Origin of the sequence: Bradyrhizobium liaoningense, from assembly GCF_018130955.1 — a bacterium.
Classification (GTDB): Bacteria; Pseudomonadota; Alphaproteobacteria; order Rhizobiales; family Xanthobacteraceae; genus Bradyrhizobium; species Bradyrhizobium liaoningense_C.
The window spans coordinates 1-12305 of record NZ_JAFCJM010000033.1 but is presented as its reverse complement, the minus strand read 5'-3'; the positions used below and the strand labels follow the sequence as shown (position 1 = coordinate 12305).

14 protein-coding genes are annotated in these 12305 nt (G+C 64.9%); 12 read left to right on the top strand and 2 right to left on the bottom strand.

Annotation, left to right across the window (positions count from 1 at the left end):
- Positions 1–114 precede the first annotated feature (114 nt).
- The 11 genes from JQ632_RS24495 to JQ632_RS24445 all read left to right on the top strand — a co-directional run bounded on the left by JQ632_RS24495 (position 115) and on the right by JQ632_RS24445 (position 10035).
- On the top strand, positions 115–813 hold the full coding sequence (locus JQ632_RS24495; RefSeq protein WP_212405153.1) for an RNA polymerase sigma factor: 699 nt from the start codon (positions 115–117) through the stop codon (positions 811–813).
- Positions 814–954: 141 nt separating this feature from the next.
- Complete coding sequence (locus JQ632_RS24490) at positions 955–1779, top strand: flagellin (RefSeq protein ID WP_212405152.1); 825 nt, start codon at positions 955–957, stop codon at positions 1777–1779.
- 73 nt (positions 1780–1852) lie between these two features.
- Positions 1853–3535, top strand: a complete 1683-nt coding sequence (fliD, locus tag JQ632_RS24485) for a flagellar filament capping protein FliD (RefSeq protein WP_212405151.1) — start codon at positions 1853–1855, stop codon at positions 3533–3535.
- Positions 3536–3556: 21 nt separating this feature from the next.
- Positions 3557–3976: a flagellar export chaperone FliS gene (fliS, locus tag JQ632_RS24480; protein WP_212405150.1), complete on the top strand. Its 420-nt coding sequence runs from the start codon at positions 3557–3559 to the stop codon at positions 3974–3976.
- Between the two features lie 178 nt (positions 3977–4154).
- On the top strand, positions 4155–4427 hold the full coding sequence (locus JQ632_RS24475) for a hypothetical protein (RefSeq protein ID WP_212405214.1): 273 nt from the start codon (positions 4155–4157) through the stop codon (positions 4425–4427).
- A 215-nt stretch (positions 4428–4642) separates the two neighbouring features.
- Entirely contained in the window at positions 4643–5311 is a 669-nt protein-coding gene (locus JQ632_RS24470; protein ID WP_212405149.1) for a flagellar hook assembly protein FlgD, read from the top strand.
- A gap of 19 nt (positions 5312–5330) precedes the next feature.
- Entirely contained in the window at positions 5331–6596 is a 1266-nt protein-coding gene (gene flgE / locus JQ632_RS24465) for a flagellar hook protein FlgE (protein ID WP_212405148.1), read from the top strand.
- Positions 6597–6599: 3 nt separating this feature from the next.
- Positions 6600–6860: a hypothetical protein gene (locus JQ632_RS24460; protein ID WP_212405147.1), complete on the top strand. Its 261-nt coding sequence runs from the start codon at positions 6600–6602 to the stop codon at positions 6858–6860.
- Positions 6861–6882: 22 nt separating this feature from the next.
- Positions 6883–7341 (top strand): flagellar protein FlgN, encoded by a 459-nt coding sequence (locus JQ632_RS24455; RefSeq protein ID WP_212405146.1) that lies wholly within the window; start codon positions 6883–6885, stop codon positions 7339–7341.
- Between the two features lie 19 nt (positions 7342–7360).
- Complete coding sequence (gene flgK / locus JQ632_RS24450; protein ID WP_212405145.1) at positions 7361–9109, top strand: flagellar hook-associated protein FlgK; 1749 nt, start codon at positions 7361–7363, stop codon at positions 9107–9109.
- A 17-nt stretch (positions 9110–9126) separates the two neighbouring features.
- Entirely contained in the window at positions 9127–10035 is a 909-nt protein-coding gene (locus JQ632_RS24445; protein WP_212405144.1) for a flagellin, read from the top strand.
- A 37-nt stretch (positions 10036–10072) separates the two neighbouring features.
- On the opposite strand, the gene upp is transcribed toward JQ632_RS24445, so the two are convergent.
- Positions 10073–10708 carry a uracil phosphoribosyltransferase gene (upp, locus tag JQ632_RS24440; protein WP_212405143.1) on the bottom strand — a complete coding sequence of 212 codons (636 nt, stop codon included), beginning with the start codon at positions 10706–10708 and terminating at the stop codon, positions 10073–10075.
- A gap of 109 nt (positions 10709–10817) precedes the next feature.
- On the bottom strand, positions 10818–11564 hold the full coding sequence (locus JQ632_RS24435; RefSeq protein ID WP_212405142.1) for a crotonase/enoyl-CoA hydratase family protein: 747 nt from the start codon (positions 11562–11564) through the stop codon (positions 10818–10820).
- Between the two features lie 86 nt (positions 11565–11650).
- Here JQ632_RS24435 and JQ632_RS24430 point away from each other — a divergent pair, with 86 nt between their 5' ends.
- Positions 11651–12232, top strand: a complete 582-nt coding sequence (locus tag JQ632_RS24430; protein WP_212405141.1) for a TetR/AcrR family transcriptional regulator — start codon at positions 11651–11653, stop codon at positions 12230–12232.
- Positions 12233–12305: the final 73 nt, after the last annotated feature.

Genomic DNA, 12305 nt, shown 5'->3' with positions numbered 1-12305 from the left:
TAACATCTTGAAAAATAACAAAAATTCTCCGCCTGGATTGTTCGCGCCCCGCGTTCAACGCCTGGAAGCCGTGTGGAAGATGCGCCACCGGCATTGCGGGTTGGAGATTGCGGGATGAGTTTTGCGCTGGACGTTTTTGCTCCCGCCGAAGCCGAGATCGCGACGACAGTCACGACGGAAGCGAATGCGCCGCTGGTCTCGTCGGCCTCGATCGCGCCGGACAGCGACCCTGTTGCGGCCGATGTCGTGCTCGACGAGGACAGCGAGCTCCTCGATCGGCTGGCAGCCGACGACGAGACGGCGTTCCGCATGCTGGTCGAACGTCACATCGATCGTGCCTATGCGATCGCGCTGCGCATCGTCGGCAACGCGGCCGACGCCGAGGATGTGGTGCAGGACACCATGCTGAAGATCTGGAGCCATCGCGGCCGCTGGCAGCACGGCCGCGCAAAATTCTCCACCTGGCTCTATCGCGTCATCTCCAACCGCTGCATCGATCTGCGCCGCAAGCCGCGCAACGAGAATGTCGATGCCGTGCCGGAGGTCGCCGACGGACAGCCGGACGCCTCGCGCGTGATCGAGCGCAACGAGCTGAACGACATGCTGGAGCTTGCAATGCAGCGTCTGCCCGAGCAGCAGCGCATTGCGGTGATCCTGTCCTATCATGAGAACATGAGCAACGGCGAGATCGCGCAGGTCATGGACACCACGGTCGCCGCGGTGGAATCGCTCCTCAAGCGCGGCCGCCAGCAGCTTCGCCAGCTCCTGTGCCGGCACGAACGCGACATCCGGACCGCGTTTACCGACTGCTAACCATAAAATCTTCCTTCCGAAAGATTTCCCGCCTGATCGTCCGCCGCTCCTTCGTTTGAGCGGGTGGACGGGGCTGCGCCCGCGTCGTCGTCAATCGCCTTCAACGATGCGGCGTCATGCCCATCAGCACAGGAGCCTCCAATGCCCGCGATCAACACCAATACCGCCGCCAACGCCGCGGTCCGTTACCTCAACGTCAACTCCGCGCAGGAGACCAGCTCGCTCTCGAAACTGTCCAGCGGCTCGCGCATCACGTCCGCTTCCGACGATGCCGCCGGTCTTGCGATCTCGACCCGCATCTCTTCCGACGTCACCACGCTGCAGCAGGCCGCGACCAACGCCTCGCAGGCCACCGCGATCCTGCAGACCGCCGATGGCGGCGCCTCGAACATTTCCGACATTCTCGCCCGCATGAAGTCGCTGGCGTCGGAATCCGCTTCGGGTACCACGACCGACTCCAGCCGCGCCTATATCAACTCGGAATTCTCGCAGCTCACGAGCGAAATCGATTCCATCGCGAGCGGCACCCGCTATTCCAGCCAGAGCCTGCTCGACGGCTCCAGCGTGTTCGCCTCCGGCGTCTCCGTGCTGGTCGGCTCGTCCGGCTCCGACACCATCACCATCACGCTGTCGAGCCTGACTGCGTCCTCGCTCAGCGTGTCCTCGCTCGACGTCAGCACCCAGTCGGGCGCAACATCGGCGCTGACCGCGCTGGACACGGCGATCGACACCGTCTCGGCCGCGCGCGCCAGCATCGGCGCCCAGGAGTCGCGTTTCAACTTCAGCGCCGATTCGATCTCGACCCAGACCCAGAACCTGCAGGCGGCGAACTCGGCGATCAAGGACGTCGACATCGCGGCCGAGCAGTCCAAGCTGTCGTCGGCGGAAGTGAAGACCCAGGCCGCCGTGTCGGCGCTGGCGGCGGCGAACCAGATGCCGCAGTACCTGCTCAAGCTGCTCGGCTAAGCGTTCGGCCGATCATGATCTGACCGGGCCGGCATGACGTCGGCCCGGTTGTTCCCAGGGGATCGTCAGGCAAGTGACCAGCGTCAGCTCGAGCACAAGCACCACGAGTTCGGGAGTCTCGATCACCACGAGCGGGACGACCAATTCGAGCAGCATCGACTGGTCGGCGCTGATCGAAGCCGCCGTCAGCGCGAAGACGACGCAGGCGACGACGATCTCGACGTCGATCACCAACAACCAGGCCAAGATCTCGGCCTATCAGACGCTCCAGAGCGACCTGAAGACGCTCTATTCCGGGCTGGCGTCGCTCGCGACGTCGGTGGTCAATTCGCTCGCCACCAACGCATTTTCGACCCGTTCGGCGAGCATCAGCTCGACCGGCGACGTCAGTGCGTCCTCGACGCTGTCGATGACGATCAAGAACGGGGCCGCGACCGGCGACCACACGCTGACGATCAGCCAGCTCGCCACCGCGCACAAGGTGGTGGGGACCACGCAGTCGAGCCAGACCGACGAGCTCGGTTATTCCGGGACCTTCTCGCTCGGCCTCGAGGGCGGCTCTTCGGCCGACATCACGGTGACCGGCACGATGTCGCTCCAGGACGTCGTCGACGCCATCAACGCGCAGACCTCGACGACCAACGTCCAGGCCTCGATCGTGCAGGTGTCGAGCGGCTCGTACGAGATGGTCTTGACGGGCACCGAGGACGCCGCCGACATCGCCTATTCCAGCACGTCCGGCGACGACATCCTCAACAAGCTTGGCGTGACCGACAGCTCCGGGGAGTTTGCCGACGTGCTTCAGGAGGCGCAGTCGGCCGAGTTCACGCTGGACGGCATCGCGATGGCCCGCGACACCAACGACATTTCGGATGTGCTGACCGGGGTCACCTTCAACCTGCTCCAGGCAACGCCGGACGGAACGACGCTCAACATCAGCATCGAGACCGACACCAGCCAGATCGAATCGGCGCTGGAGACGTTCGTCACCAACTACAATGCCTTTCGGGACGAGGTCATCGCGCAGCAGTCGACCGACACCGACGGCACGGCGTCCTCGAGTGCGGTGCTGTTTGGCGACGGCACCATGCGCAACATCATGGACGCGCTCCAGAACGCCCTGAACAGCACCGTGGGCGGCCTGACCATGGCCGATCTCGGCCTGTCCTTTAACGAGAACAACGAGCTCGAGCTCGACACCTCGACGCTGTCGGATATCCTGAGCACCAATCTCAGCGGCGTGACTGAGCTGCTGTCGGCGCAGACCACGACGTCGTCGAGCCAGCTCAGCGTCGTCAACACCGGGACGTCGCCGCAATCGTTTACTCTGGACCTCACGGTCGATTCCGACGGAAACCTCGCTTCGGCCTCGGTCGGCGGCGATTCGTCGCTGTTCACCGTCAGCGGCACCACCATCATCGGCGCGTCCGGCTCGATCTATGCCGGCATGGCGTTCACCTATAGCGGTTCGACCTCGCAGTCGATCACGGTGACGTCGACCTCCGGCATCGCCACGCAGCTCTATCAGGTCGCAAAGAACTACTCCTCGTCGACCGGCGCGCTGCAGACGCTGATCACCAATCTCACGACGCGCGACGACGAGCTGCAGCAGAAGGTCGACGACATCAACAGCGCGGCGTCGACGCTGCAAACGCAGCTCCAGACCCAGTATGCGAAATACCAGGCCGCGATCGAGAGCGCCAACAGCACGCTGACCTATCTCAAGGCGCTGCTCAGCGCCTCGTCGAGCGATTGATCGAGTGGAATCGAGTGAGTGATGATGCATAACCAGATGGCGTATATGGCCAACCAGGCCTATCGGGGAGCCGCGACCACCGTGCCGCCGCTCAAGGCGGTATCGATGCTGCTCGGTGGGGCCATCACCTTCCTCCAGAAGGCGCTGGCCGCCCATGAGGCGCGGCGTTTCGAGGAAGGGCATGAGCATCTGTTGAAGGCGACCGCGATCCTGCGCGGGCTCAGCCACAATCTCGATTTCACCAATGGCGGCACGGTCGCCGAGCGGCTGTACCAGACCTACAGCGCGCTGATCCTGGCGAGTCTCAAGGCCTACGGCCGGCCGCACGCCCGCGAGAGTTTTGGGCGGATCATCGCCGGCCTGACCGAGATGCGCGAAGCCTGGGAATTCGTCGACGCCGCGAGCCGGGGCGGCAAGGCAGATTCGGCACCGAAGCGGTAACCACGGCGGTCTGGCGGTTCCGGTCCCCCGCGAATGTCCGGGGTGGCACGGTCCAAGCGGCCGCCTTCACGGCCGTTGTGGCCATGCCGGTGCGCTTGGCGCGGCTGGCAGCGTGAATTCGGTTTCCGCCACGCCTGCAATGCTCTATGACGGGCTTGGCGAGGCGGATATCCGGACGATGGACGTCACCGAGTTTGAGGATCTGATCGATCGGCTGGGCGAGGACCTCGCGCGCTGGCCCGACGATCGTCGTCTGCCTGCCGAACAGCTCCTGTCCCGGTCCACCGAAGCGCAGGCCCTGCTTGCGCAGGCGCGTGCACTGCGCGAAGCCCTCGCTGCGCCGCCGGCGCGCGCGCCGGCTGGTCTTGCCGATCGCATTGTCGCCGCTGCCACCAAGCGAGGCGCCGACACCGCCGAGGCGCATGGCGAGGGTGAGACGGCAAGGGGCTGAGCCCCTGCTGCCTCGCCTTCGCACCAGCGCTATCTCATCATTCTTCATCTTCGGCTGACGCTGTACGCACGGCAGATTTTGCCGACTCGAACAGCGATCAAACGCGCGCAAATCCGCGCCTGAATTCGCGTCCCGACCCGTTTCATCAGCACAGAGATCAGCGCGCAATTGCTCCGTAGCGCAAGCGCGCCGGTCGCCTTGAACCGGGGTGTGCGATGACCGTGTCCGCGACGAGTTCCGTCTCAACTGCAACGACGACGTCGTCGACGACGTCGAGCTCGTCCTCCACGTCGGGACTGACGTCGAGCGATTTCCTGAGCCTGCTCGTCAGCGAGCTGCAGAACCAGGATCCGCTGAACGCGACCTCGACCACCGACTTCATCAATCAGCTCACCTCCTACGCCAATTTTAGTTCGCAGCAGTCGATCAACAGCAATCTCTCGGCGCTGGCGAGCTCGTTCTCCAGCCTCGTGACGCTGAACTCGGTCAACTACATCGGCCACACCGTCGAGGCGAAGACCGACACGGCGACGCTCAGCAATGGCTCGGCCACGTTCGGCTACTCGCTGTCCTCGACGGCTTCCAGCGTCTCGATCAGCATCAAGGACTCCTCGGGCAACACGGTGTGGACCGGCACGGGCACCGGCAATTCCGGCTCCAACACCTTCACCTGGAACGGCAAGGACTCCAGCGGCAATCAGCTCTCGGACGGCGGCCAGTACACCATCTCGGTCACCGCGACGGACTCGGCCGGAAACTCGGTCCTCAACTACACGACCGTCACCGGCACGGTGACCGGCATCGACACCTCGACCTCGACGCCGTCGCTCACGGTCGGCGGCGTCTCCGTCAGCGCCGCCAACATCATCGGCGTCACGTCCTGATTTCATCCGGAGTTTTCTCATGAGTCTCACCGGCGCACTTTCCTCGGCGATCTCCGCGCTCAGCGCGCAGAGCCAGTCCCTGTCGATGATCTCCGACAACATCGCCAACTCCGACACCACGGGCTACAAAACGACGTCGGCGATGTTCGACGCCCTCGTCACCGCGTCGAGCAATGCGACCTCCTATGCCTCGGGTGGCGTCACCGTATCCGGCCGCGCCAATATCACCCAGCAGGGTCTGCTTGCCGCGACGTCGAACGCCACCGACGTCGCGATCCAGGGCAACGGCTTTTTCGTGGTGACCGACGCCACGACCGGCGGCACGGTTTCCTATACCCGCAACGGCGCCTTCACGATCAACAACGAAGGTTATCTGGAGAACAACGGCTACTATCTGGAAGGCTGGCGCACTGACGCGGAGGGCAACGTGGTGGGCAATGAGTCGGCGAGCAGCCTCCAGGCCATCGACACCCAGGTGGCCTCCACCAGCGGCAGCGCCACCACCAAGACGACGATCGCTGCGAACCTGCCGTCGGATGCCGCCACCGGCGATACCTATACCAGCTCGATGACTGTCTATGACTCGCTCGGCGCCGCCAATTCGATCCAGATCACCTGGTCCAAGACCGGCACCAACACCTGGAGCGCGAGCTTTGCCAATCCGACGTCGGCCTCGGACACGTCCACGACCACAGGCACGACCAGCGGAACCGTCGACATCACCTTCAACAGCGACGGCTCGCTCGCGAGCACCAGCCCGAGCCCGGCGACGATCTCTGTCACCGGCTGGACCGACGGCGCCACCGACAGCACCATCACACTCGATCTGGGCACTGTCGGCGCAACCGACGGCCTGACGCAATATGCCTCGGGCGAGACCACGCCGTCGGTGAACCTCACCAGCATCACGTCGGACGGCCTGTCCTACGGAAAACTGTCCAGTATCGCGATCGGGAAGAACGGCCTGGTCGAGGCGACTTACTCCAATGGCAAGACCATTCCGATCTACAAGATCGCGGTGGCGACCTTCTCGGATCCGAACGGCCTTTCGGCGCAGAGCAACGGCATCTATTCGGCCACCGTGACGTCGGGTGACGCGGCGCTGCAGGCCTCGGGCGAGAACGGCGCGGGCACGATCTACGGCAGCGAGCTGGAATCCTCGACGACGGATACCAGCAGCCAGTTCTCCAGCATGATCTCGGCGCAGCAGGCCTATTCCGCGGCATCGCAGGTCATCTCGACCGTCAACAAGATGTACGACACGCTGATCTCGGCGATGAGGTAGGCGATGAGCGGCGTCAGGGATCATGCCGGCGGCGAAGGGCTGCTGCTCCGCCTCAAGCGGTTGGTGGCGCGCGCCAGTGTGGCCGACAGCGCCGATCGTGGACGGCTGCTCGTGCTGCTCGATGACATCGAGACCACGCGCCGCGGTCTGCTGCGCGAGTGCGCCGAGATCGAGGGCGAGATGCGTCGCGCAGCGGCGAGAACGACGGCGATCGGTGCCTATCTGCGCGGGTCACAGGCGGGCCGCGGCCGGCCGCAGAATTAAGAGAACGATAAAGGCAACGAACATGAAACAGGCAGAGCTTACCAGGACCAGTGTTGCCGCGGGCGATGCCCGGATCAAGTCGCTGATCGGGTTGATCGACGTGTTGACCACCCTGGTTGCCGAGGAAAATGCGGAACTCGCCAAGGGGTTGCCGGCCTCGCGCCTGAAGCAGGTGGACGAGAAGAACCGCCTGGCCGAGCTCTTCGAGCGGACGGTCGCCGAATGCGCCGGGGGCACCACCAGCCTGCACGTCAGGGACCGGATCCTGCGCGAGCAGCTGATGGAGCGGATCCTGAAACTACGCGCGGCGATGGACGAGAACCTGGTGCGGCTGCGCGCGGCGATCGAGGCCAGCAACCGCCGGATCGAGGCGGTCATGCAGGCGATCCGCGAGCAGATCGCCGCTGTCTCGCCCTACGGCGCTTCGGGCCGCGTCGCCGCCGCGCGGGCGGTCTCCAGCGGCACCAGCCGGCACGCCTGACGCAACGGGGAGGGCCGCCGTGTCGCTCGATATCGCACGACTGATCGCCTTCAGCGGGCTCTCGGCCACGCAAGTCCAGATCAGCGTGACGTCGTCGAACATTTCGAACGCCGACACGACCGGCTACACGACGAAGACCGCGAACCAGGCCAGCAGCGTCACAAATGGCGTCGGCACCGGCGTCACCGTGACCGGCATCACCTCGACCGTGGACAAGCTGCTCCTGAAGTCGCTGATATCAGCGACCTCGGAGCTCGGCGCGGCCGATACGACGAATACCTACCTGACCTCGCTACAAAAACTCTACGGCTCGACCAGCACCTCCGACAGCTCGTCGACCGGAACATCGCTCGCCAATACGCTGGCCGACCTCGAGTCGGCGTTGTCGTCGCTCGCGAGCACGCCGAGCAGCTCCTCGCTGCAATCCAATGTGGTGAGTGCGCTCGACGACGTGGCCAGTCAGCTCCGGGAAACCTCCAGCGGAATCCAGAAGCTGCGCTCCAATGCCGACCAGGACATCGCGTCCTCGATCGACGACGTGAACAAGGATTTGCAAGAGATCGCCGACCTCAACGCCGAGATCAAGCAGGTCGCGGCCTCCGGCCAGTCGACCGCGGATCTGGAGGACCAGCGCAACACCGCGCTGCAGTATCTCGCGTCCAGGATGAACGTCAGCTACTTCACGGCGTCGAACGGCGATCTCCAGGTCTACACCACCTCCGGCCAGGCGCTGGTCGACAGCAGCGCGCACACGATCAGCTATACGACGGCCGCCAATGTCACGTCGTCAACTAGTTTCAGCGCCATCACGGTGAATGGCGTCGACATCACCTCGCAGATCACGAGCGGCGATATCGGGGCGCTGGTCACCCTGCGCGACAAGACGCTGCCGGCAGCGCAGTCCCAGCTCGAGCAGTTGGCCCAGCAGTTGGCCTCCGCGCTGAACAGCGTGTCCAACAGCGCTTCGTCGGTGCCGCCGCCGACCAGCCTGTCCGGGACCTCCGCGGTCGCCAGCACGGACGCGCTCTCCGCGACCGGCACGGTGCGCATCGCCATCACCGACCAGAGCGGCAATCTGGTGTCCTATGGCGATCTGGACCTGTCGTCCTATGACACCGTCGGCGACCTCGTCACCGCCATCAACGGCATCTCCGGCCTGTCGGCGTCGGTCGATTCGAACGGACATCTGACGGTCTCTGCCACGGGTTCGGGCAACGGCGTCGCGATCAACGAAATGACGAGCTCGGTCGGAAGTTCGGGCGAAGGATTTTCTGCGTATTTCGGCCTCAACGACGTCGTCACAGGGACCGGCGCCGCGGACTTTGCCGTTAACAGCAGCATTCTCTCCGGCGCCTCCGAGCTGCCGTTTGCCACGCTGGATTCCTCGTCGACGCTCACTGTCGGCAGCCAGGTGCTGTCGTCGGGCTCGGCCAGTGTGGTCAACAATCTCTACGACACGCTGACGAGTTCGCGCAGCTTTGCGTCCGCAGGCGGGCTTGCTGCGACGACAGGCTCCTTTGCCGACTACGCCGCCACGATCGTCTCGGATGTCGCGAGCAAGGCGTCGCAGGCCTCCTCCACCTATACGGCGAAAGAGACGGCGCAATCGACCTATGCGGATTCGCTCTCCTCGCAGTCGGGCGTGAACCTGGACGAGGAGTCGGCGCGACTGAGCACGCTGCAGAACAAATACTCCGCCGCCTCCGCACTGATCCAGGCCATCAACACCATGTACTCGGCGCTCCTGAACGCCGTGCAGTCGGGCTAAAGAGGGGAGGGTTGCCGATGGCGATGCGGGTTGCGACCTTCGCGCAGACCAACACCATGATCGCGGATGCGCTGCGCATCCAGTCGGTGATGGCCAACGAGCAGATCCAGGAATCGTCGGGCCAGATCTCCAGCGATTTCGGCGGCTACGGCTCGACCGCCCAGCACGTGGTCAACCTCCAGGTCTCGGTCACGCGCGCGCAGTCCTATATCGATGCGGCGACGCTCGCCGACAGCCGGGTGCAGGTGATGTATTCGGCGGTCGGCTCGGTGACCGACATCGTCACCCAACTGCGCTCGCAGCTCAGCGCCGCCTCGACCGGCAGCTCGACCGAGGTGAATTCGGTGATTGCGTCCGCGCAGCAATATCTGGAGCAGATGGGGTCGCTGCTGAACACGCAGTATGACGGCCAATATGTCTTTGCCGGCGGCAAGACCGAAACGGCGCCGGTCGACCTCACGAGCTTTGCGACCGGCACGGGATCCACCACCACGGCGGACACCAGCTATTATTCGGGGGACAGTGAAATCGCCTCGGTCCGCGTCTCGGCCGACCAGACCGTGGCCTATGGCGTGACCGCCGACAATTCCGCGTTCGAGCAGGTGATGCGGGTCCTGAAGTTCGTGGCCAACAGCAGCTCGCTGTCGTCCTCCGACATCACCCGGGCGCTCGACCTCGCGAGCACGGCGCTCGACGACACGGCGGCGGTGCAGGCGAAGTTGTCGGGCTCGGCCTCGCAGATCGAGACGGCGAGCGCGCGCCAGACCGACTACAAGGGCTTTGCCGAAACGCTGTCGAGCGATCTGACCGGCGTCGACGTCGCCGCGATCACCGCGCAGCTCTCGACCTACCAGGCCCAGCTCACCGCGTCCTATTCGGCGCTCGCAAAAATCCTCAGCATGAATCTCGCGAACTATCTGAAATAGACAGTCCCCGGCCGTAACCCGATGCGGGCGGGATCGTCTACTTGGTCCCGAACATCCGGTCGCCGGCATCGCCGAGGCCCGGCACGATATAGCCGTGGTCGTTCAGCCGCTCGTCGACCGCCGCAGTCCAGACCGGGATGTCGGCATGCTCGAGCTGGAATTGCGCGATGCCCTCGGGCGCCGCGAGCAGGCAGACGAAGCGGATGTCGCGGGCGCCGCGCGCCTTGAGCAGCGATGCCCCGGCGCAGGCGGAATTGCCGGTCGCAAGCATCGGGTCCATCAGGATCACCGTGCGGTCGGACAGATCCTGCGGCGCCTTGTAGTAGTATTCCACGGCCTGCAACGTGGCGGGGTCGCGATAGAGCCCGATATGGGCGACGCGTGCCGAGGGTACCAGCGCCAGCATGCCGTCGAGGAAGCCGACGCCGGCGCGCAGGATCGGCGCGAAGGTCAGCTTCTTGCCGGCGATCTTTGGCGCCTGCATCGTCGAGATCGGCGTCTCGATCTCGACGAGCTCCAGCGGCAGGTCGCGCGTCACCTCGTAGCACAAAAGCATCCCGATCTCGTTCAGGAGCTCGCGAAAGCCCTTGGTCGAGCGGTCCTTCTCCCGCATCAGCGAGAGCTTGTGCTGGATCAGGGGGTGGGTGACGACGTTGACGCTGCTGGCACTCATGCCACTCGATCTACACGGTTCCACCGGATTTCGCCAGCGGGGTACCGGGTGCACCTGCACGATCTCGCGGCATGAAGTGCCCGAGTTGCGCTCATTCCCCGCAGCGCGCTCAGGCGGCGCCCGGCACCAACACCGCGGTCCGTGCCCGGCTGCTGGCCTCGTAGGCCGCCATCGTCAGCTCGCGGTCGATCGCCGCGCGCATGGCGTCCATCGCGGGCTGGCGCAGCCGCTTCTTCGCGGTTGCATGCGACGGCTTGTGGATGGCGCGCAGCGCGGTGATGATCTGGGCCAGGCTGGTGTCGATCGCCTCGGCGGCGACCACGCGGTCGAGGAAGCCGGCCGTGAGCGCGTCCGCGGGTTCGTACATCTCGCCGAGCGTTGCGGTGCGGCTGAGCCAGGCGGGATGAACGCGGCTGCGGGCGAGCTCGATGGCAAAACTCGGTGGCGCAATCCCGATCGCGACCTCGTTCAGGCCCATCCGGTGCGGGCCTTCCGCGCCCAGCCTGACGTCGCAGGCGAGCAGCAGGAAAGTGCCCATGGGATAGGCGTGGCCTTCCATCAGACCGATCGTCGGATGCAGAAACGCCATCAGCCGCAGCGCAAGCTCAGCACCGGCGCGAACCATCTCCAGGCTTTTGGCCGCGTCGCCCGACGCGAACACCTTGAGGTCGAAGCCGGCGGAGAAGATGCCGGGGCGGGCCGAGCGTAGCACGACGATCTCGGCGTCCGTCTCCGCGCGATCGAGCGCGGCGCCGATGTCATCAAGCATCGCGGTTGACATCATGTTGACCTTGCCGTCGTCAAGCGTGATCCGCGCGACCCCATTCTTCAGCTCATAACCCACTCGTTGGCTCATCAGGCTCTCCCTTAACTCTTGCGGCTTGACTGTCGGAGGCTCATGTAGACCAATCAATATAGTTTATGCGCCTGGAGGAAACCCCGATGCCGGCCGTTCCGCGACATCGCCAGCCGATCATCAATGCCGCCGTGACGCTGTTCCGCCGCCAGGGTTATGCGCGCACGGGCCTCAACGACATCGTCGATGCCAGCGGCGCACCAAAAGGCTCGCTCTATCACTATTTTCCGGGCGGCAAGTCGTCGATCGCGGCGGCGGCGGTCGAGGAGGCGGGCCGCCGCGTGGCGGCAACCGTAAAAAACCTCGCCGCCGAATGCCGCTCGACCGGCGAGCTGTTGCGCGCGCATGCGAGACTGCTCGCGGGATGGATGCGCAGCTCGGGCTTTCGCAACGGTTGTCCGATCACGACCGTGCTCCTGGAATTGGCGCCGCGCGAGCGCGCGATATCGGAGGCCGGCCGCAAGGCCTATGCGGCGCGGGTGGCGATTATCCGCGACAAGCTGGTGGAAGATGGTTTTGCCCGGCCGCGCGCCGAAGCGCTCGCCGTGCTCTGCACCTCGGCGCTGCAGGGCGCCCTGATCCAGGCGCGCGTCGAGCGCAGCGGCCGGGCGATCGAGGTCACGGCGGCGGAGCTGGCGAGGCTGCTCGAGGATGCGGCAAAGGCCTAGCAGGCTGTTGAAGAAGTCGGTAGCGAAGCGTTTCGTATCGTGATTCTCTTGGGCCAGGATTTGGCTTGGGGAG